At 68.5% G+C, this 21436-nt stretch carries 19 protein-coding genes, 2 tRNA genes and 1 pseudogene; 15 read left to right on the top strand and 7 right to left on the bottom strand.

The genetic code is table 11. The features are described 5' to 3' along the window. Positions 1-70 precede the first annotated feature (70 nt). From V5E28_RS36805 to V5E28_RS36785, 5 genes are all read right to left on the bottom strand, one after another. The gene (locus V5E28_RS36805) at positions 71-1129 is read right to left on the bottom strand and encodes a hypothetical protein (RefSeq protein WP_336213971.1); all 1059 of its coding nucleotides are present in this window, start codon (positions 1127-1129) and stop codon (positions 71-73) included. 331 nt (positions 1130-1460) lie between these two features. Beyond that, positions 1461-1955 carry a hypothetical protein gene (locus tag V5E28_RS36800; protein ID WP_336213969.1) on the bottom strand — a complete coding sequence of 165 codons (495 nt, stop codon included), beginning with the start codon at positions 1953-1955 and terminating at the stop codon, positions 1461-1463. 117 nt (positions 1956-2072) lie between these two features. Continuing rightward, positions 2073-2258 carry a hypothetical protein gene (locus tag V5E28_RS36795; RefSeq protein WP_336213967.1) on the bottom strand — a complete coding sequence of 62 codons (186 nt, stop codon included), beginning with the start codon at positions 2256-2258 and terminating at the stop codon, positions 2073-2075. Positions 2259-3125: 867 nt separating this feature from the next. After that, a complete protein-coding gene (locus V5E28_RS36790) occupies positions 3126-3575 on the bottom strand; it encodes a hypothetical protein (protein ID WP_336213966.1) in 450 nt (149 codons plus the stop codon). A 784-nt stretch (positions 3576-4359) separates the two neighbouring features. Next, a tRNA-Leu gene (locus V5E28_RS36785) sits at positions 4360-4448 on the bottom strand. A gap of 340 nt (positions 4449-4788) precedes the next feature. Here V5E28_RS36785 and V5E28_RS36780 point away from each other — a divergent pair. Further along, entirely contained in the window at positions 4789-5373 is a 585-nt protein-coding gene (locus V5E28_RS36780) for a hypothetical protein (RefSeq protein ID WP_336213964.1), read from the top strand. Positions 5374-5624: 251 nt separating this feature from the next. Then, positions 5625-7517 (top strand): chaplin family protein, encoded by a 1893-nt coding sequence (locus tag V5E28_RS36775; RefSeq protein WP_336213962.1) that lies wholly within the window; start codon positions 5625-5627, stop codon positions 7515-7517. A gap of 99 nt (positions 7518-7616) precedes the next feature. Here the strand turns inward: V5E28_RS36775 and V5E28_RS36770 are convergent, their stop codons facing one another. Then, entirely contained in the window at positions 7617-7802 is a 186-nt protein-coding gene (locus V5E28_RS36770) for a DUF5703 family protein (protein ID WP_219467591.1), read from the bottom strand. A 192-nt stretch (positions 7803-7994) separates the two neighbouring features. Between V5E28_RS36770 and topA the strand changes: the two genes are divergently transcribed. From topA to V5E28_RS36720, 12 genes and pseudogenes are all read left to right on the top strand, one after another. Then, entirely contained in the window at positions 7995-10688 is a 2694-nt protein-coding gene (gene topA, locus V5E28_RS36765; protein ID WP_336213959.1) for a type I DNA topoisomerase, read from the top strand. 55 nt (positions 10689-10743) lie between these two features. Further along, entirely contained in the window at positions 10744-11967 is a 1224-nt protein-coding gene (locus V5E28_RS36760) for a metallophosphoesterase (RefSeq protein WP_336213958.1), read from the top strand. Positions 11968-12026: 59 nt separating this feature from the next. After that, a complete protein-coding gene (locus tag V5E28_RS36755) occupies positions 12027-12542 on the top strand; it encodes a helix-turn-helix transcriptional regulator (protein WP_336213956.1) in 516 nt (171 codons plus the stop codon). 137 nt (positions 12543-12679) lie between these two features. Next, positions 12680-14725 carry a dTMP kinase gene (gene tmk / locus V5E28_RS36750; protein WP_336213955.1) on the top strand — a complete coding sequence of 682 codons (2046 nt, stop codon included), beginning with the start codon at positions 12680-12682 and terminating at the stop codon, positions 14723-14725. Positions 14726-14734: 9 nt separating this feature from the next. Further along, the gene (locus tag V5E28_RS36745) at positions 14735-15916 is read left to right on the top strand and encodes a DNA polymerase III subunit delta' (RefSeq protein WP_336213953.1); all 1182 of its coding nucleotides are present in this window, start codon (positions 14735-14737) and stop codon (positions 15914-15916) included. 69 nt (positions 15917-15985) lie between these two features. Continuing rightward, positions 15986-16528, top strand: a complete 543-nt coding sequence (locus tag V5E28_RS36740; protein WP_336213951.1) for a dihydrofolate reductase family protein — start codon at positions 15986-15988, stop codon at positions 16526-16528. A 35-nt stretch (positions 16529-16563) separates the two neighbouring features. Next, positions 16564-16968 carry a permease-like cell division protein FtsX gene (locus V5E28_RS49750; RefSeq protein ID WP_442945927.1) on the top strand — a complete coding sequence of 135 codons (405 nt, stop codon included), beginning with the start codon at positions 16564-16566 and terminating at the stop codon, positions 16966-16968. A 105-nt stretch (positions 16969-17073) separates the two neighbouring features. Further along, a complete protein-coding gene (locus V5E28_RS36735) occupies positions 17074-17910 on the top strand; it encodes a PSP1 domain-containing protein (RefSeq protein ID WP_336214125.1) in 837 nt (278 codons plus the stop codon). 203 nt (positions 17911-18113) lie between these two features. Further along, a tRNA-Thr gene (locus V5E28_RS36730) sits at positions 18114-18190 on the top strand. A gap of 449 nt (positions 18191-18639) precedes the next feature. Further along, positions 18640-18945: pseudogene (locus tag V5E28_RS49745) on the top strand (IS1634 family transposase); the annotation flags it as partial. Positions 18946-19054: 109 nt separating this feature from the next. Further along, positions 19055-20155 (top strand): DinB family protein, encoded by a 1101-nt coding sequence (locus V5E28_RS36725; protein ID WP_336213949.1) that lies wholly within the window; start codon positions 19055-19057, stop codon positions 20153-20155. 56 nt (positions 20156-20211) lie between these two features. Further along, a complete protein-coding gene (locus V5E28_RS36720) occupies positions 20212-20460 on the top strand; it encodes a trypsin-like serine protease (protein ID WP_214324877.1) in 249 nt (82 codons plus the stop codon). A gap of 129 nt (positions 20461-20589) precedes the next feature. Here the strand turns inward: V5E28_RS36720 and V5E28_RS36715 are convergent, their stop codons facing one another. Beyond that, a complete protein-coding gene (locus V5E28_RS36715) occupies positions 20590-20988 on the bottom strand; it encodes an MmcQ/YjbR family DNA-binding protein (protein ID WP_127933457.1) in 399 nt (132 codons plus the stop codon). A 209-nt stretch (positions 20989-21197) separates the two neighbouring features. Here V5E28_RS36715 and V5E28_RS36710 point away from each other — a divergent pair. Then, positions 21198-21436, top strand: a 239-nt coding sequence (locus V5E28_RS36710) for a hypothetical protein (protein ID WP_336213943.1), incomplete at its 3' end; no start/stop codon positions are given.

Genomic DNA, 21436 nt, shown 5'->3' with positions numbered 1-21436 from the left:
GGAAGGAGAAGCGCCGGCAAACGAAATCACCCGAGCCCAGCCGATGTGGCCTGACGATGTCTGTGACGGATCAGGTGGAGACCTTCCACTCATCGGTGAGCCAAGCCAGATCCGCTTGGTCGCGCTCGCGGGCGAGACGCTCGCGTTCGAAGAGAGCTTCTGTCTTGGTCAGTACCAGGGTGTACGGGCGGCTTTGCCGTCTGGTCTCGTGAAGGACCGGCAGCTCAGCGTCATCTATCCGGGCGTGGACATGCCTGCGCTTGTCCTTGGCGAGCGGCCAGTCGAGAGCACGCCGTTCAGGATGCCGGAGGAACGTGCCGAGCACTTCGCAAAGCTCGCACGCGCATCCGGCGGGCAGCGCGATCGACCAGTCGCCCGGCGCCCGTTGCGGCTGCGCGAGTAATGCCCGGATCCTTTCAGCGCAGTTGATGGCCAACTCGCCGAAGCCCGCTTGATGTCCCCCGGCGGCGCGCAGCGTGGCCATCGCCAGTACGCGCGCCCGATCACCGGCCGTCCGCGCAAGCTTGCGGCGCAGGTAGGCCTTCCACAACAGGTCCACCAGCGCCGTGTCGACCGGGGCCGGGCCGGTGTGCCACAGCCAGAGATCTTTGGTCGGCTTGCGGCCGTCGGGCAGCCGGTCCACCACGATCTGGATGACGGTGCCGCGCACGATGGGCAGCCGCTCATCGGCGGGGTGGCCGGTCCAGCGGCCGGTGCGGTTGAGTTTTTGATGCAGGCCCGTCCAGGCGCGGACCCTCACGCGGCCGTAGCGGGGTGAGTCGGCGCTCAGGGCGATGTCCGGGGCGTGTCGCTTGGCTGGATCGGAGCAGGAGAACTCGCGGCCGTGGCGCTTACCCGCTCCCATTTCGCCGGGTCTGCGGGGTTCGGGATCGGCGTAGAAGACGCGGGTGGCGCGCAGCCGGACCAGCACCTGGACCGGGTGGCCGGCCAGCGCGTGGGAGATGTCGGTGGCGTAGTTGCCCGCATCCAGCATGACCAGCGGCGGGGGGTAGCCGACGGCGAGCCTGCCGGTCGCCTGCAGATCGGCGAGGAGATCGGTGATCTGGACGATGGTGACGTCGGTGTGGTCTTGGCCGGGCCGGATCCGGCGTGCCTCGATCGGATCCACCCAGGAGGAGGATGTCGGTGGTGAACCGCTGGACCAGACGGTGGCGTTCGGTTTCGGGCAGACTGTCCCGTTCGGCCCAGCCAGGCAGGTGGTCGCGGCACCGGGACCAGGCCAGCGCCCGATGGTCGACGAAGGTCTCATCGTCGTTACGCGGCCAGGTCATGTCGGTGGCACGCAGTGCGTCAGCCAGGTCGGCGAGCACGTCGGGCACCGGAGCCTGGCTGATCGGCATGGGCACCTCCTTGGCCTCGCGCAGGTGGTCCCACTGTGCGGCGGCGCCGGGTTCCAAGATCGTGAGCGTGCCGATCATCAGCCCGCCGCCCTGAAGGATCTAGGCCATCAGCGTATGGGGATGAGGGCCGTCATAGTCGATGAGCAGCACTCGTTCGCTCTCCCACACGTCCACCGCCCGCCACGCCGCCACCGCTGTCCACGCCGTGCCCGCAGGCATGGCGGTGTGCCAGGGCGGTAGCGGCTGGGTCTCGGCCAGAATGTCGATCGTCTCGGCCAGCATGGTTACGTCGGTGGCGGGTGCGACCCGCACCAGCGCGGCGATCGCGTTCAGGCCGTGTGGTGAGGGTGTGGTGGATGCCCGCCCCGTCACCTCCATGCACAACCGATGCTCCGCCTCGCGTTCGCTCAACTCCGCGGTCACCCACGCGTCGCCGAGCCAGCCGCTGGCCCAGGTCTCGGCCATCAGCGGGTCGGTCAGGCCGGTGAGCTGCCGGGCATCCCGCAGCAGCAGGTCCGATCGGCGCGGCGGGAGGGGCGAACGACGGACCGGTTTGCTGCTGGTGGCTTTGCGGCGGCCGCGGCTCTTGGGCATGCTCCAGCCCATCACACCCGGCGACCGCGCGGCGTTTTGACCGGGTGGGCAGATAGGCCGCGTGGTCGGAGCCTAGTGACCACTCGTTGCGACGACCGTGGCCTATGTCGAGCCGAACTAACCGGGTGCAGCGCCGACGAGTTCGGATTCCGGCAGTGCGACGCCGGCCTTGCCGAGGCGTTCGGTGAGCGTTCGTGCTCCCGGGCGGGCGAAGTCCTCTCCGCAGTACGAGAAGAGCACCATGTCGTCGAGCTCTGTGGGTGTGGGCAGGGCGTACAGGCAGTCGATGATGTCGAGGCCCATCGTGATGGCGGTGTCGGCGGCACCGGCTTCGGCTCGTCGTACGGCATCGGCCAGGAACGGCTCGACGACCTCGTCGAGGATTTCGTTGGCGACGTCGTGGGGCTCGACCCAGCCCCGCCCGGCTGATATCCGGTTCGTCTGGACAGTACCTCGATGTCCAGTTGCATGATCGAGGTCCGGAGCTCTTCGGCGAGTCCCGTGGGTACGGTCCGGATCGCTTCTTGTGCGATCGTCTCTGCCTCGTCCCCCAGCACGGGGTGTACGGCCAGGAACTTGGTGAGAACGAGCACGGCCTCGTGGCCGGAAAGGTGAGAAAGAGCGGTCACGCCGACTCCATCAAGCGGGGGAACCGTGACCTCGCAGTCGGTGAAGCAGCCGAGGGGAGTGTAAAGGAGCACGCGGACGTTCTTGTGGGCGAAGCCGACTACCGTGCCGGTTACGCCGTGCAAATAGGAGGGACGGATGCTGTGGTTCACGCGGATTCGGTCACCGGTCTCTCTCGACGCCGTCGGCTCCGTGGTGGCTAGCGGTTTCGTCGTTCGGATGCCTTGGGGTGGCCGGCTGCGACCATGGTGAGCCAGATGGTCGTTTCGGTGTCGTCGATGGCATACCAGATGCGTCCCCCGGAAGTGACCTCGTATTGCCACTGCTCCAAATTACGGTTGTCGTGCTTAACGGTGCCCAGCGATCCAGACAGTGGGTGTTGCCGGTCGTCGACCCGGCGTGGATCGCCTGTAAGGTCCAGCCAGCATCGGTCGCAGTTGCCGGGCACTTGCGAGCGTAGTTCCCGCCATGCCTTCCAAGCTTTGGCGCTGGCGGCTCGTACGATCCATCCGGTAGGTCGGCGGATCTCTTCGCCCCGGCCGCTCACTCAGCACCGTCGATGGACTGCCCGCCGCTGCCGTCGAACGGATTGGCGAGGTCACGGGCGATCTCGGGGTCGCTCCAGGCCAGAGCGGTGGAAGTCCATGACCGGCGGGCCCGGGCATAGGGCAGCAACTCCCCAGTGTCCGCTCCGGCCAGCAGGTGGGCGAGGAGCTCGCGGACACACTGCGGCCGCTCGTGCTCCGGAAGCCAGATCAGCCACGGGAGGTCCTCGGCCAGGGCTTCTTCTGCCAGGACTCGATTGGAGCGGGCCACGATGGTCATAGATCGGGCCAGCGTGAGGAGCGCGGCACGGGCTGCTTGGTAGCGCTCGTCACGTACTAGCCATACGTTTTCGGCGTCTCGACGCTCGAGTAGCACGTCGGCAACGTCGAGTTCGGGGAAGACCTCGTTGCGGTCACGAGCCAGCGCGCTGAAAGGGAACGTCTTCATGCATTTAGTCTACCCACTCAGTGCATCACTAATGCAACACTAATGTTGAAGAGCGCGACGGACGGAGGTTGAGGCGCATCCCCTGCCGGTCCGCACCAGCGCGCGGACGCGCAAGCCCGCCGCGGTGGGAGGAGCGGACGGGCGGCTTGGTGCTGGCAATCTCACGTAACCCCGCTACTCTGCGCCCGCCCATTCTGCGATCGTGACCCCGCAGGAGTTTCAGCAAGTGTCAACGGCCATGAGGATGCCCCAGGTAGATGGTCTTGGGTTGTCTCGGCTGGTGGCCATCAGAAATGGCTCTGGCACAAAGATCGTGAAGAGGTGACCAGGCGTGATCGGGGTCGCGATTCCGTAACCGGTCGAGCACGGATGCGGCCGCATCGCCAAGATCAGGTTCGACCAAGAATCCGATCATCAACGATCGGCCGCGAGGGCTATTGTGCTGCATCACCCGGCAGGCGTGGAGTGCTGCTGCCTCGATCTTCTCGGGCAGTTCTTCCCGCACATGTAGCCCAGCAGGCCGGCGATTGACGCCTTGCAGCGGGAGCTGAGTCTGGAACCCGCCGCCGACTCTTCACCTACGGCACCGAAGTTCTCCATGACTACGCGGGTTCGAGCAGGTGAGCGAGCGCCTGTACTGCGGGTCATGGGCTTACCGCGTATGTCGGAGAGGGAGATGAACCCCCATGCGCCTGGCCTGGGGCTATGGGTTTTCCGACTTGAACCCTCAGAGCCAAGAGAAAGCAAAAGCGCCAGGTCAGAGACCTGGCACCTTCTATGAGACTGGTGTCCGAGGGGGGACTTGAACCCCCATGCCCCGCAAAGGGCACTAGCACCTCAAGCTAGCGCGTCTGCCTATTCCGCCACCCGGACGTGGTGCCTGCACGCGAGACCGTCATCTCGCGTCGGCTCCGTAAGGTTAGCAAACTCTGAGGGGTGCGTCATACCAGGTATGTGGAGAGGCGCCCTGGCCACGATCCATCCGATGGCCCATCCCCGAAAACTGTGCTTCCGGCGGGCGTGTCATGGGTCGCAGGAGCAGGTCAGGGGTGATTCGACCGGGTTTGTGGTGGGCAGCCTTGACCAGTCGCTGGATCTCTGCTGAAAAGCCCTTGCGGCAACCGTGGGTGCTGCTACGGTTACGGACCGTTGAGGGGTGAGTCCACGGACCGGCCTCACCATGTGAGGTCGGTCTTGGAATTCGGGAGGTCACGTGGCACGCACGTCGGCGCAGCAGCCGAGGGAGATCTCCCTCGCTGCGCGGCGCGTGCCCGCGACGATCTCAGCGGACGGCTCGATCACCTGCCGGGCTGACCGGATGGCGCGGTTCGCGGCCGGCGCCCGTCGGGTCATCGTGCGAGCGGCTGCGGCCGGGGCCCTGGTGGCCGCCGGTTGGCTGCTCGCCGTCGCGTTCGGGATGCTCTCCGCCGCTCCGGCGGCCGCGGACTCCACCGCGGCGACAGGAGCCGGCACACCTCAGGCCGCCATCGGCAGCTCGCCGGTGAGCGGGACGGTCCCGGCGTCGTCCGACGCCGGGGCGATGGCGGGGCTGACGGTCGACGGGCTCACCAGCCAGTCCGACCCCGGCCTTCCGCCGCCTTCCACCGCCGACAACATCCTGGACACCGACGGTCTGGTGCCCAACGGCGGTGGCAACGGCCCATTCGGGCCCAACGTGGGGGATGTCGCGAGGTCCGTCTTCGACCCGCGGCTGGAGGTTCGGCACGCCCCCATGGCGTTCGAGCTGCCCCCTGTCGTCCGCACAGCGGCGGACGACCCCTCTTTCTCACCTGACTGATCCCCGCCACAGGTTCCGGCTTTCGACTGCCGGCGGCGGAGCGCGGCCTGATTGCCCCTCCGCCAGTGGGTGACACGTCAATCACTGGTTCGCCAAATCCGAGGTCTCCGCTGTGTGCGGCGCATCGCGACCTCGCACGGCCTCGGCTGCCCGCGAACTGTCAGGAATTTCCCCCAAGATCAGTAGGAGCATCCATTATGCGTACGTGGGCGAAGGCTTCGGCCCCTGCGGCTCTGCTCGCGGTAGCAGTCATGTCTTTCGGCGGCGGTACCGCGCTCGCCGACACCTCCGGTGACGCCTCCATCGGCGGCGGCAACCAGGTCAACCTCCCCATCTCCCTGCCGATCGACATCAGCGGCAACTCCGTCGCCGCGGCCGGCGAGTCCAGCGCCTCCTCCCGCGGCGGCGCCTCGGTGGTCAACACCGACAGGGGCGGCATCCCCAACAAGACGTCGGGTAACTCCAGCGTCCTCGGCGGCAACCAGGTCAACGCGCCGATCAGTGCCCCGGTCAACGCCTGCGGCAACGCGGTCTCGCTGTTCGGCAGCTCCGACGCCGGGTGCACGGGCGGTGCGAGCGTCCGCAACTCCGGCAAGGGGGGCGCGGGCGGCAACCGTACTTCCGGAGACTCCAGCGTCCTCGGCGGCAACCAGATCACCGCGCCGATCTCGGCCCCCGTCAACGCCTGCGGCAACGCGCTGGCGATCTTCGGTGACGCCACCGCGGGCTGCAAGGGCGGCTCCTCCGTGCACAACACCGGCGTCGGGGCCGGCGGCAACACCACCTCCGGCCGCAACTCGGTCCTCGGCGGCAACCAGGTGATCGCGCCGATCAGCGGCCCGATCAACATCTGCGGCAACGCGGTGGCGGCCTTCGGCGAGGCGTTCGCCGGCTGCAAGGGCGGCTCGTCCGTCACCAACGGCGGCGGGCCGGGCCACGGCTACCAGAGCGGGCGCCACTGGGGCTCGACCGGCAACGACACCGACGGGCGCTTCGGCGCGGGCAGCGGCAACCAGGTCATCGCCCCCGTCAGCCTGCCCATCACGGCCTGCGGCAACGCGGTGGGCAACGCGCCGGCCGGATGCAAGGGCGGCTCGTCGGTGCACAACTCCGGCGGCGGCTCCGGAGCGGGCGGCAACACCACGTCCGGCAGGTCGGGCGTCCTCAGCGGCAACCAGGTCGTGGCCCCGGTCACCGCGCCGGTCAACGTCTGCGGCAACGCCGTCGCGGTCTTCGGTGAGGCGTTCGCCGGCTGCAAGGGCGGGGCCTCGGTGAAGAACGGCGGCAAGGGCGCCGGCGGCAACACCACGTCCGGCAGGTCGGGCGTCCTCAGCGGCAACCAGGTCGTGGCTCCGATCACCGCGCCGATCAACGCCTGCGGCAACGCCGTGGCGGCGCTCGGCCTGGCGGAGGCCCACTGCAAGGGCGGTGCCGGCGTCTCCCCCCACAACGGCGTGGGCGGGGGCGGCAACACCACCTCCGGCAGGTCGGGCGTGCTCGCGGGCAACCAGGTGATCGCGCCGATCACCGCCCCGATCAACGTCTGCGGCAACGCGGTCGCCGTCCTGGGCGACGCCGCCGCCGGCTGCCTGGGCGGGGCCAACGTCGGCAAGCCCGATCACGACCGCGGCTACGACCACTACATGCGTCACACCGGCAAGGTCCCGCACAACGCGGCGAGCGGCATGCTGCCCGCGATGCCCGCCGTCCCGGCGCTGAGCGGCCTGCAGGACGTCGGCACGGTCGCCCAGCAGATGAGCGGCTCCGGCCTGCCGTCGCTGCCGGTCCTCGGTGACGCGGCGAGCGCGTTCGGCCTGCCGGAGCTGCCCGCTCTGCCCGGCCTGCCCGGCCAGCCCGCCACCCCGGCCCCCAAGGGCAAGAAGCCGGCCGCCGGGGCCTCCGGCCCGGTGTCCGCGCTCGCCCCGGCCACCTCGCTGGTCGGCTCCACCCCGGTCGGCGGCGCCGTCGGCTCCGCGACGGGCGGCCTGCCCACCGGTGGCCTGGGTCTGATGAGCGCCGCTCAGCCCACCGGCGTCGTCGGGATGACCACCGGCTCGCTGTTCGCGCTGGTCCTGGGCGGCATGCTCGCCGCCTCGGCCACGCTTTTCGCCACCACCCGCCGCTTCCGCCTCGGCCGGAAGTAACCGCATACGGCCACTGCTCGCCTCCAGCGAGCAGTGAGCGCTGAACGCTTTGCCCGTTCCGGGGGCGCGGCCCGGAGCGGGCAAAGCCATGTCCGGACGCTAGAGCGTGCTCCGGACTCGCATGATCTTTCTGCGGAGTCGTACGTGGCGGCTTCCGTCGGGATGCAGGCGCACCCGCGAGAGCTCCCACTGGCCGTACTCCGCGTGTTCGGTCAGCAGCTGACGTGCTGCTTCGCGTGAGAGGTCGCGCGGAATGAAGATATCCATGTAGGAGTAGTCGAGCACAACGATTAGTCTCCAGGGTGAGTCAGGGCGCCATGCAGCTCGATGGGCCTTATTCTGCGTGCTTGTGGGTGGACCCGGAAGGTAGTGGGTAGCCCGGGGGGAAGGAATTTTCCGCGAGTCGGGTTACCTTTCAGATCTGTGCCGGCTCCCGGCAGGGGGATTTTGCTAGCGAACAGCGAGGTAGGAAGCAGCGTGCCAGCCAAGAACGGCAGCGCCGGCGGAACACGCCTGGTGATCGTCGAGTCGCCCGCCAAGGCGAAGACGATCGCCGGGTACCTGGGGCGCGGCTACATCGTCGAGTCCAGCATCGGCCACATCCGCGATCTGCCGGAGCGGGCCGACGACATCCCCGAGAAGTACAAGGGGGAGTCGTGGGCGCGCCTCGGCGTGAACGTGGAGCACGAGTTCGAGCCGCTGTACGTCGTCAACCCCGACAAGCGGTCGCAGGTCGCCAAGCTGAAGCAGCTGCTCAAGGACGCCGACGAACTTTACCTGGCCACTGACGAGGACCGCGAGGGCGAGGCCATCGCCTGGCACCTGCGCGAGGTGCTCAGGCCCAAGGTGCCGGTGCACCGCATGGTCTTCCACGAGATCACCCCGCAGGCCATCCGCGACGCGGTCGCCAACCCGCGCGACCTCAACCTGCGCCTGGTCGACGCGCAGGAGACCAGGCGCATCCTGGACCGGCTCTACGGCTACGAGGTCAGCCCGGTCCTGTGGAAGAAGGTCAAGCCGCGCCTGTCCGCCGGTCGCGTCCAGTCGGTGGCGACCAGGCTCGTGGTGGAGCGGGAGCGCGAGCGCCTGGCGTTCACCCCGGCCCATTACTGGGACCTGCAGGCGCTGTTCGACACGGGCAGGGCCGAGGAGCGGCCGCGCGACTTCACCGCGAACCTGACCGGCGTCGACGGCAGGCGCGTGGCGCAGGGCCGCGACTTCGCCAGCACGGGCCAGCTCAAGAACGCCGACGTGCTGCACCTGTCGGAGGCGGCCGCCGGCGAGCTGGCCGGCAGGCTCAGGAGCTCGTCGTTCGCCGTCAAGTCCGTCGAGCGCAAGCCGTACACCCGCAAGCCGTACGCGCCTTTCCGGACGACCACGTTGCAGCAGGAGGCCAGCCGCAAGCTGGGTTTCTCCGCCAAGTACACGATGCAGGTCGCGCAGCGGCTCTACGAGAACGGCTTCATCACCTACATGCGTACCGACAGCATCACGCTGTCGGAGACCGCCGTGGCCGCCGCGCGCTCACAGGCGATCAAGTTGTACGGCGCGGCGTATGTTCCGGACAAGCCTCGCGTTTATGCCAGCAAGGTTAAGAGCGCGCAGGAGGCGCACGAGGCGATCAGGCCGTCGGGCGAGGAGTTCCGCACGCCGGGTGAGACCGGGCTGTCCGGCGACATGTTCCGGCTCTACGAGCTGATCTGGCAGCGCACCGTGTCGTCCCAGATGAAGGACGCCGTGGGCGAGTCGGTCACGGTGAAGGTGGGCGGCAGGTCGTCGGCCGGCGAGGACGTCGAGTTCACCGCCTCCGGCCGGACGATCACCTTCTACGGCTTCCTGAAGGCGTACGTCGAGGGGGCCGACGATCCGTCGACCGACCGCGACGACTCCGAGAAGCGGCTGCCCAACCTGGCCGAAGGCGATCCGCTGACCGCGTCGCGGCTGGACGCGGCCGGGCACTCGACCAAGCCGCCGGCCCGCTACACCGAGGCGTCGCTGGTCAAGGAGCTGGAGGATCGCGAGATCGGCCGCCCGTCGACGTACGCGTCGATCATCGGCACGATCCTGGACCGCGGATACGTGTTCAAGAAGGGCACGGCGCTGGTGCCGTCGTTCCTCGCGTTCGCCGTGGTCAACCTGCTGGAGCAGCATTTCGGCAACCTGGTCGACTACGACTTCACCGCCGAGATGGAGAAGGTGCTCGACGACATCGCCAACGACCGCGCCGAGCGGGTGCCGGAGCTGCAGCGCTTCTACTACGGCGAGGACGGCGACGAGGGCCTGAAGGAGATGGTCAGCGACCTCGGCGACATCGACGCCAAGGAGATCAGCTCCTTCCCGATCAGGGGCACCGACATCGTCATCCGGGTCGGCCGCTACGGCCCCTACCTGGACAGGGACGGCGCCCGGGTGAACGTGCCCGAGGACATGACGCCCGACGAGCTGACCGCCGAGAAGGCCGAGGAGCTGTTCTCGCGGCCCACGGGCGATCGCGAGCTGGGGCAGGACCCGGAGTCCGGGCACGTGATCGTGGCCAAGGACGGGCGCTTCGGGCCGTATGTGACGGAGATCCTGCCGGAGGAGGCGCCGCCCGCCGAGGGGGCGCCGAAGAAGCGGACGAAGAAGGCCGACGCCCCCAAGCCGCGCACGAGCTCGCTGTTCAAGACGATGTCGCTCGACACCATCACCCTCGACGACGCGCTCAAGCTGCTCTCCATCCCCAGGCACGTCGGCGAGCTGGAGGGCGAGCCGGTGTGGGCGCACAACGGCAAGTTCGGCCCCTACCTGAAGAAGGGCACCGACTCCCGGTCGCTCGCCTCCGAGGAGGACCTGTTCACGGTCACGATCGAGCAGGCCAAGGAGCTGTTCGCGCAGCCGAAGCAGCGGGGCAGGGGCCGTGCCGCGGCCGCGGCGCCGCTGCGCGAGCTGGGCGACGACCCCGCCTCCAAGAAGCCCGTCGTGGTCAAGGAGGGCCGCTTCGGGCCGTACGTCACCGACGGCGAGACCAACGCCTCGCTGCGCAAGGGCGACACGGTGGAGGAGATCACGATCGAGCGGGCGGCGGAGCTGCTGGCCGAGCGGCGTGAGCGGGCCCCCGCCCCGAAGAAGACCACTGCCAGGAAGGCTCCGGCGAAGAAGGCGCCCGCGAAGAAGCCTGCGGCCAAGTCCTGAGAGCCCTCTCAGGCCGGTGCACGCGGCCCTTCGGGGCCGCTCATAACATGACGACGTGGGCTTCCTCTTCGTGGTCGTGGGTGTGGTCGTCTCGATCCACCTCTATCTGTGGCACCGGCTGGTGCGTTCCACCACCCGGCCGGGAAGGGTGCGCACCGGGCTGACAGTGGCCATGGCCGTGCTGTTCCTGCTGGTGCTGGCAGCCTTCGGGGGAGCGCGCCTGGAGGCGCTGTCCTGGCTGAGCTGGCCGGGATACATGTGGGTGGCGGTCATGTTCTACCTGCTCGTCTTCCTGTTGCTGCTGGAGGTGCCGCGAGCGGTGGCGGGGCTGCTCATCCGGCGGCGGGCCAGGCCCGAGGCGAGGGTGGCCGAGCCGGCCCTGGTGGCGGCGCCCGCCGCGCGGCCCGGCCCGTCGGACACGGGGGAGCGCCCGCCGGTCGCGGACCCGATGAGCAGGCGGCTCTTCCTGGGGCGGGCCACGGCCGCCGTCGCGGGCGCGAGCGCGCTCGGCACGGTGGGTTACGGCGTGACGGTCGCGCTGGGCGATCCAGTGATCGAGCCGGTCAGGGTCACGCTGCCGGGGCTGGACTCCCGGCTGCGCGGGCTGCGGTTCGCCGTGGTCAGCGACATCCACCTGGGACCGCTCACAGGCAGGGCGCACACCGAGCGGATCGTCCGGATGATCAACGGCCTGGAGGCCGACGTGGTCGCGATCGTCGGAGACCTGGTCGACGGCTCGGTCGAGAGCCTCGGCGCGCTGGCCAGGCCGCTGCGTGGGCTGGAGTCGCGCTACGGCTCCTTCTTCGTGACGGGCAACCACGAGTACTACACGGCGAACGGTCCCGGCGAGTGGGTCGAGGAGCTGGGCGGGCTGGGGGTGCGGTCGCTGCGCAACGAGCGGGTGGAGATCCGCCACCAGGGGGCCGTGCTCGACCTGGCCGGGGTGAACGACGTCAACGGCGTCGCCATGGACGACGGGCCCGATTTCGCCGCCGCGCTCGGCGGGCGTGACGAGAGCCGGGCCACCGTCCTGCTCGCGCACCAGCCGGTGCAGGCCGAGCAGGCCGCCCGATACGGCGTCGACCTGCAACTCTCCGGGCACACGCACGGCGGCCAGATGGTGCCGTTCAACTTCGTGATCCCGATGCAGCAGCCGCTGGTGTCGGGGCTGGGCACGGTCGACGGGGTGCAGGTGTACGTCACGCGCGGGGCCGGCTTCTGGGGGCCGCCGGTCCGCGTGGGGGCTCCGCCCGAGATCACCATGCTCGAGCTTCGCTGACTTTCCGCACTCTTACGATCACCGTGCGGTAGTATTCGAAGGGATACGCGAAGGTGGTGATGGCGCTGGACGTCAGGTTCTGGGCGGAGCAGGGCGGGATGCTGCTCAAGCAGGCCCGGCACGCGGCGAGCATGCGCCAGAAGGAGCTCGCCGGGGTCAGCGGCACCTCGCGGACCACGCTGTCGGCCTACGAGCACGGGCGCAAGTCGCCCACGCTCGAAACCGCTGGGCGGATCCTCGACGCTGCCGGGTTCAGGCTGGCGCTGGAGCCCAAGGCGGAGTTCTCCTCCGGGGTCGCCGACGGCCGGCCGTTCTCCGTCCCCGACCACCTGCCCCGCCTGCCGGTGGCCGAGGCGCTGGGCACGGTGCGGCGGGACGGGCGGGTCTACGATCTGGCCGATCGCGACCAGCGGCGGGACGCCTACTCCGCGCTGCTGCGCGAGGGCCGGCCACAGGAGTTACTCGACCACGTGGACGGGGTGCTGCTGGTCGAGCTCTGGGCAGATCTCGACCTGCCCGCCGCCGTCCGATCGGCCTGGGCGCCACTGGTCGAGCAGGCACGCGGAGGCGGCTGACCTTTCGGGGGCCCATTCGCTCTGTGTAACCTGCGAACGGGGCCGTAGACGTAATACCCTCAGCGACGAGCCGCCGGGTATATCCGACTCGTCGCTTGACATCCCACTCGCAGCGAACACCTGGATACGCTGACATCATGACCGCCCTTGGCCGAGGCCGACAAACCCACGTGCTGGCAATCGCGCCGTTCCGCCGGCTCTGGACGGCCATGTCGGTGTGCAGCCTGGGCGACTGGCTGAACATTCTGGCGTTGACCGCTCTGGCCGGAAACCTCACGCAGGGCGACTACCGCACCCAGTCGCTGGCCATCGGCGGCGTGTTCATCGCCAAGATGCTGCCCGCGGTGCTGCTGGGGCCGCTCGCGGGCGCGTTCGCCGACCGGTTCGACCGGCGGCTCACGATGTTCACCTCCGACCTGGCCCGGTTCGCCGTGGTGCTGTCGATCCCGTTGGTCAACAGCTATCAGTGGGTCATCATCGCGACGCTCCTCGTCGAATGCGTGAACCTCTTCTGGGTCCCGGCCAAGGACGCCACCGTCCCCAACCTGGTGCCCAAGGAGCAGCTGGAGTCGGCCAACCAGCTCAACCTGATGGTCACCTACGGCACCGCGCCGATCGCGGCGCTGCTGTTCGCGGCCCTGTCCCTGGCAGGCGACGTCACCCGCAACGTCCTGCCGTTCCTGGACTGGATGGACGCGACCGCGCTGGCGCTCGTGGTCAACGCCTGCGCCTACCTCGTCTCGGCGTTCCTCATCTTCACGCTGCGCGACATCCCCAAGCGCGACGGGGCGATCTCCACCCCGTCGGTGCTCAAGCAGATCGTCGAGGGCTGGCGATTCGTCGGCCGCAACCGCCTGGTGCGCGGTCTCATCATCGGGATGCTCGGGGCGTTCGCGGCAGGCGGCGCGGTGGTCGGCGTCGCCAAGATCTACGTGGTGGCCCTCGGCGGTGGCGACGCCGCCTACGGCATCGTGTTCGGCGCGGTCTTCGTCGGCATGGCGCTGGGCATGTTCTTCGGGCTCCGGCTGCTGCGCGGGCTGTCGCGCCGCCGGCTGTTCGGCATGGCGCTCATCGTGGCGGGGCTCGTGCTGGCCGCCATCGCGCTGGTCCACAACCTCGTGATCGTGGTCATGCTGACCGTGGTGCTCGGCGCGTGCGCCGGCATCGCCTGGATCATCGGCTACACGCTCATCGGACTCGAGGTCGAGGACTCGATGCGCGGCCGGACGTTCTCGTTCCTGCAGTCCACCGCCAGGGTGACGCTGCTGCTCGTCGTGGCCGCGGCCAACCCGCTCGCGGCCCTGTTCGGCGAGCACGTGCTCCAGCTCGGCGACCTGTCCTACCAGTTCAACGGCACCAACCTGGTGCTGCTCGCCGGCGGCGTGCTCGCCACCGTCGTCGGCATCCTCGGGCTGTGGCACATGGACGACAGGAAGGGCGTCCCGCTCTTCGAAGACCTGATCGCGGCACTGCGCGGCGAGCGGTTCCAGACGACCGAGGCGGCCGAGCGCCTGCCGGGCCTGTTCGTGGCGTTCGAAGGCGGCGAGGGGTCCGGGAAGACGACCCAGTCGAGGCTGGTCGCCATCTGGCTGCGCGACCAGGGCTTCGACGTCGTGCAGACCCGCGAGCCGGGCGCCACCAAGATCGGCATGCGGCTGCGCGCCATCCTGCTCGACGCCGCCGAGCGCGGGCTGTCGGCCCGGGCGGAGGCGCTGCTCTACGCCGCCGACCGTGCCGAACACGTGGAGAAGGTCATCCGGCCGGCGCTCTACCGGGGCGCCCTGGTCGTCTGCGACCGCTACGTCGACTCGTCGCTCGCCTACCAGGGGGCCGGGCGCTCGCTCGACCCCGAGGACGTGTCCAAGATCAACGCATGGGCGACGGGCGCGCTGGTGCCGCACCTGACCGTGCTGATCGACACACCGCCCGAGGTGGGGCTGAAGAGGCTGGGCGGAGCCGTGGACCGGATCGAGGCCGAGCCGCTGGACTTCCACGAGCGGGTGCGCAAGGAGTTTCGTGCGCTGGCCGCCGCCGACCCCGACCGCTACCTGGTGGTGGACGGCACGCTCCCGACCGGGGAGATCACCCGCGTGATCCAGGACCGGGTCCGCGAGATCCTGCCGGACCCGGTGCCTCAGGCGTCCGAGGACGCTACGGGCACGATGCCCGCCATCCGCGACTAACCTGAACCCGTGGGTGTCTTCGATGACCTAGTGGGCCAGACTCAGGCAGCGGCCGTGCTGTCGCGAGCCGCGGCCGCCGCGGGCGAGGCCGTCCGGGGTGGGCGCGGCGCCGGCATGACGCACGCCTGGCTGTTCACCGGGCCGCCGGGCTCCGGCCGCGAGGACGCCGCGCGAGCCTTCGCGGCTGCCCTGCTCTGTCCCGACGCCGGCTGCGGCCACTGCGACCAGTGCCACCAGGTGCTGATCGGCTCCCACCCGGACCTGGAGGCCGTACGCCCCGCGGGCCTGTCCTACAGCGTCAAGCAGACCCGCGAGCTCATCCTCAGGGCGGCGGGCGCGCCGACCCAGGGCCGCTGGCGCGTCATTCTGTTCGAGGACGCCGACCGGGCCACGGAGTCCGCCGCCAACGCCCTGCTCAAGGCCATCGAGGAGCCGCCGCCGCGTACGGTGTGGCTGCTCTGCGCTCCCGCCCTCGACGACCTGATGATCACCATCCGGTCCCGCTGCCGCCAGGTCACGCTGACCACCCCGGGCACCGAGGCGGTCGCGCACGTGCTGGCCACACGCGACAGCGTGCCCTGGGAGACGGCTCGCTTCGCCGCCCGCGCGGCACAGGGCCACATCAGCCGGGCCCGCGCCCTGGCGCTGGACGAGGCGACGCGGCGACGGCGCGAGGCGGTCCTTTCCATCCCGCGCTCGCTGTCGGGCGTCGGCGAGTGCGTCACAGCTGCCGAGCGGCTGGTCAAGACGGCTGAGGAGGAGGCCGCCGCCTCCACGGCCGCGCTCAACGAGACCGAGACCACCGACCTGCGCAGGCTCTACGGCGAGGGCTCCACGGGCAAAGGGCTCAACCGCGGGCTGGTCCGAGGCGGCGCCGGGGCGCTGAAGGAGCTGGAGGACCGCCAGAAGTCCCGCGCCACGAGGATCAAGCGCGACTCGCTGGACGCGGCGCTGCTGGAGCTGGTCTCGTTCTACCGCGACGTGCTGGCCATGCAGTTCGGGGCGGGTGTGGAGCTGGCCAACGACGACATCCGGTTCGAGCTCGACCAGATGGCCAAGGTGTCCACGCCGGAGGAGACGCTGCGGCGCATCGACGCCGTGATGCAGTGTCGTGAGCGCCTGGACGCGAACGTCAACCCGCAGATCGCGGTCGAGTCCATGATGCTTTCCCTGCGGGTGAAGAACCTCTAGGGATCTGTCGATTCGGCGCCTCCCAGATCGACGCGTTGATGAAACGCGGACTCAGAAAGAGGCAGCGCGATGAGGAAGATCGTCGAACAGGCCGTGGTGACGCTCGACGGAGTCACCAGCACGCCGCAGAACTGGGTGGTCCCCAACTGGGACGACGAGTATCAGAACGCGAGCAGTGACGTGCTGTTCGCGGCGGACGCGCTCCTGTACGGGCGGAGGTCGTACGAGGACCACGCGGAGGTGTGGCCGACGATGGAGGAGGGGTACGGCGACTACGCGGTCAGGATGAACAGCATCCCCAAGTACGTCGCCTCCAGGACCCTCCGCGAGACGAAGTGGAACGCCACGCTGATCGTGGGCGATGTGGCCGAAGAGGTGGCCAAGCTCAAGGAGCAGCCCGGCGGGAACATCCTGAAGGTCGGGACCGGGGGTGAGCTGAGCCGTACGCTGCTCGAGCACAGGCTGGTCGACGAATACCTGTTCTGGTTGTTCCCGACGATCGCGGGGAGCGGCTACCGGCTCTACGACGGGATCGACACGACCCACCTGAACCTCGTGGACGTCAAGCGGCTGTCGTCGGGCATCCTCGGGCTCACATACAGCCTGAAGTAGGAAATTTCTGCCCTCCTGGCCCTCGGTCGTGACACATGCCGGGGCACTGGGTGCTCTGTCAGATGTGGCGCCAGGCCGGGGCCTCCGACCTTTCTGCGGCTGAGCCCCATGGTCCGTCTATAGAGGGACCTGGGCGTACTTCTGCTCTCACCGTAGGTGCGGGCCGTGAAAACCAGGCAGAGGCATATGCGAACTTCAAAAAGGCCCATGCCGACAAGCAGGCCCTGATCAACGCGACCCGGGTGGAGGACATGCCTGAGTCGTTCCGGATCATGTTGGTGCCGGACGCGAGCGACGCGGACCGAGCCGGTGTCAGGGCGGCGCTGGAACGCATGCCAGGCGTCTCCCGAGTCGTCGACCAAAGGTGCCGGACGACCCCGATCCTGCTCTTCGCACACTTCGGGATTCCGACTGAGGAGAGCAAGGTGTGCTCCGGCTGATCGTCGCAACGCCCTTTACCGTCACCGCGTCGGCACACGTAATGTGGCAACGGAAGGCCGTAAGAACCCCCGAGGCCGTCAGGAGGCGAGCGCGAGCCCATGGGAATGATCATGGCCGTGAGCTTCACCCGTTACGGACGGCTCTACTACCTCGACCCGGGCGGGCACAGCCCAAGCGTGGGCGACAAGGTGCTGGTTCCGACCGACTCGGGACCCGAGGTGGCGGAGTGCGTGTGGGCGCCGCAATATACGAGCGAAGACATAGACGGACTGCCCGTGTGCGCAGGCATGGCGGGCGACGAACATCTTTCCCGCGACGAGACCAACAAGCGCCGCAGGGCCGAAGCCCGCAGCGTCTCCAAACGACTGATCAAACGGCACGCGCTGCCGATGAAGGTGGTGGGCGTCGACTACCTCGACACGGACAACGTCTACACGGTCTACTTCTCGGCCCCGCACCGGGTCGACTTCCGCGCCCTGGTCCGCGACCTGGCCCGCAACCTCCGGGCCAGAGTGGAGCTGAGACAGATCGGTCCACGAGACGAGGCGCGCTTGCAGGGCGGCATCGGCCCATGCGGCCGTGACCTGTGCTGCGCCACGTTCCTCAAGGACTTCGAGCCTGTCTCGGTTCGCATGGCCAAGGACCAGGACCTGCCGGTCAATCCGCTGCGGATCGCCGGCGCGTGCGGCCGGCTGATGTGCTGCCTGAAATACGAGCATCCCCTCTATCAGGAGTTCCGCGCCACGGCGCCCCGCGTGGGCGTCAGCGTCGAAACCCCGCAGGGCCAGGGCACGGTGGTGGGCCACAACGTCCCCTCGGACTCGGTCGTCGTCCGCCTCAACGACGGCGGTCGCCGGTGCTCCTGCTCCAAGGCCAGCGTCTGCGGCCCCCGCAAGGCGCACGACGCCGCCTACGGCAACGAACTCCCGGACCAGGCGTAGAAGATCCGGACCGGAGCCTCGGTCGAGACCGCTGCTGTGGTGCTTCCTTCGAGGGAGCACCACAGGGCGGGGCGCAGCACGTGATCATGGATGGATGGCTCCGGCAACGTCGCGGTGGGATCGCATGATCTTTCCCGATGCCGGTAATTCGGCGGAGCAAAGACCCCTCGGGCTCCTGTAGACTCTTCCAAGCCGTACGGCATGCCGCCTTAGCTCAGTCGGCCAGAGCACTTCACTCGTAATGAAGGGGTCTCGGGTTCGAATCCCGAAGGCGGCTCCAGGTCAAAGGCCCCCTGTGATGATCACAGGGGGCCTTTTGCTAACACCCTTGCTAACGGGGCTCGTCCATCGCTGATCGATGTGGGGCACCATTGAGCTGTGGACGCCTTACTTGCCCAACTGCCGGCCCTCATCGGCGTGATCGTAGGCGCTGCTGGTTCCTACATTGCTACCCACCTTGTTGAGCGTGCTCGCTGGCGACGGCAACAGGCCACCAGATGGGACGAGGAGCGTCGAAAGGCATACGCGGAGTACGCGCACTCCGTAAAGGCGGTAGTCCAGATGTCGGCCCGAGTGGCGGCGTCGAGGGGAATCAACACGCGGTATGTGAAACCTGACTTGGCTCACGTTTCTTGATCACAGTTTGTCGTGAATCGCTGACCTGGGGATTCGTCGCCAGATTCGGCGAAAAGTGCGCACTAAACCGGCGCCCTGTCTACGCTGACGGCCGTGTCTCCGTACGTGCGGACGGTGAAGACAGCCTCGGGTGCCCGCGCGGTGCAAATCGTGTACTCCTCTCGGCGCGGGGCGCGAGAGATCGAGCACATCGGGTCCGCGCACGATGACGCCGAACTGGAAGCGCTCAAAGCGGTAGCGCAGCAGCGGCTGAGGTCTGGCCAGCAAGAGTTGGACCTCGGTCTCGACGTCACCGGGTCGAAGTCGGGTGGGCCGTTGGAGATCGTCGGCTCGCGGATGGAGCACCTGTGGGACGCCCTGGACCGGGCCTACCACGCGCTCGGGTTCGACACGAGCGCATGTACGCCACCGGGGACAACGTTCGGCTTCAGCCGGACGGGAACTACGTGTACGTCGGCCGAATCGACGACCAGATCAAGATCAGTGGTACCGGGTCGAGATCGGCGAGGTGGAGCACAATCTGCGCGCATGCCGAGGCGTGGTCGACGCGGCGGCACTGTTGCGCGAGGACACCCCGGGCGGCGCGGCCATCGTCGCCTATCTGGTCGGCGAACGGCGACCCGACGAGCTGCTCACGAGCCAACTGGGTAGTTGGCTACCCGCGCCGATGATTCCACGCGTCTACGTCTGGCTGGACGAGATGCCTCTCAACCGCGCGGGCAAGATCGATCGTCGAGCGCTCGCCAAGCTGCTCGATCCCGCACTCCCCACCCGGACGCAACACGCAACCCTCACGTTGTGCCATTCACTGGCGCGGGCGGGACGGATACGGGAAACTGTCCCGATGCCTGCTGAGTACACCCAAAGTGACCAGTTCCGTGGTGCCCGCATCCACCTGTGCGACCTCTCCGGCCTCGAGATTCGCGATTGCGACGTCACCGCCCTGAAGATCGTGGACTGCTATGGGGGCAACGTCTCCCTCGGTGGCGGCTTCGAGCGTGTCGTTGTCAACGACGTCGACGTGACCGCCTACGTCGAGGCCGAGCTCGACCGGCTGCATCCCAACCGGGTGCTGGCCCGTGAGGCCACGTCCGCCGCCGAATACCGGGCCGCTTGGGATGCCATCGAGAAGCAATGGGAGGAGACGCTCGACCGCGCCAGGCGCCTACCCGAGGCGAAGCTGCACGAGCAGGTCGACGGCGAGTGGTCGTTGGTCGAGACGCAGCGGCATCTGCTGATGGCCAGCGATGCCTGGCTCGGCAACGCCGTGCTCGAGGAGGACGCGCCGTACCACCCGTTGGGCCTTCCTGGCGGCGGGATGCCGGCCGAAGCATCGGCGAAGCTCGGGCTCACCCTCGATGCCACCCCGACGCTCGACGAGGTACTCGCGCCGCGGCTCGCCCGCATGGCCACGATGCGCCGGGTCGTCGACGAGCTCACCGAGGCCGAGCTCGATCGGGTGTGTGGTCGCAAGCCGGCGGACCCATATCCGGACCGGGAGTACGTCGTGCGCCGCTGCCTCACGGTGGTGTGCAAGGAAGAGGCCGAGCATCACCGGTATGCGGTCCGCGACCTCACCGTGCTCGAGGCCGGTGCCCGAACCGAGTGAAGGCGCGTCCCGGCAATGGACGGCGATCTCGCGATCCTGCGCTTGACCAGCCCATCTTGCTGTCGGAGCCCCTCATCGCACCCGCACTGCCCAGCCAGGGCGCGGTGCCGACCGGCGAGGTAGTCACGACCGGCTACGGAAAGACCAGCAATGCGGGCTTCCCCAACGAACGACGCGAGGTCTTCCTCGATGTCACGCCGCGGTGGACCTGCGAAGGCATCTACCAGTTCGTGAAGCCGATCACGCCCGGAATGAACTGCACCCGCAAATCCGGCCAGACGGCCGGAGCATGCGGCACTGGGTGATGTCGTCATCGGAATCGTCTCCTGAAATATCTCTGGCCAGTGCGGCAACCCGACCTATCCCACCGTGAATAGGAATGTTTCTCAGCACCGAACCTGGATAAGCGGCAACGTGGGGAGGTAGCCGGCGGTTCATCCACCTGCCTTCAGCCGGAACGCGAGGCGGCGGGGCGCCTGCACGCGATAGCTGTCCGTCACCAGCTCGGCAACCTCGACCCAGTCCGTCTCGTCGTCCAGCACCATTCCCACGACATTCACACCCCAGTCGGCCCGGAAGAACGGAGGGCCGGCATGCGCCAGCGCGGCCAACTCCCCGGGCGGCGCCCGGAAGGTCATCAGGATGGCCGGATCGTCCATATCGATGTACGCCGACCCCCTCCCGTCGGTGGTGTAGACGTGCAGGAACGTCCGCCGGCGAATCCGCCACCGCAGGCCGATCCACGCCGGCTCCTCGTACGCCTCGGGCAGCTCCCCGCAAATCACCCGGAGCCGGCCCACAACGGCGGGTGGAACGTCCGCGATGTCGCTCATCTGTACCTCCCGCGCCCATCCTGCCCGCCGGGTAGGACATCAGCACATCAGAGTCTCCGGGGTCGCGCAGGCAGACCAGTAAGCCTTCGGCAGATCGCCCCTCGTCGAATCGACCAAGGAACGCCTGGAACGCCTCCGGGGTCGCTGGCAGGTTCAGGCCGACGCTGGCACGGACCCGTTCGAGAAACTCGTCTTGATCGTGGCTGGTGATGCGACGCAAGACCACACGGGGAGAGCGCCCCAGGTCAACGCTGGGCGTCCCATCCGTTTGGCCGCTTTCCTCAGTCCCGCCGTTCTCAATCACCGACGGAACGTTATCGCGCGACGGCACTTTTCCGATGGGCGTTAGCCTGCTGGCGGGGCATGACTCGATGTCCGCCGCCGTCGAGAATGTCAAGCGTATGTTGAGGCCCACTGCGGTACTTGCAGAAGGCCTCAACAAGGGCTC

It is taken from the genome of Nonomuraea sp. LPB2021202275-12-8, from assembly GCF_037044575.1.
GTDB lineage: Bacteria > Actinomycetota > Actinomycetes > Streptosporangiales > Streptosporangiaceae > Nonomuraea.
This window is presented reverse-complemented; position numbering and strand designations above follow the sequence as displayed.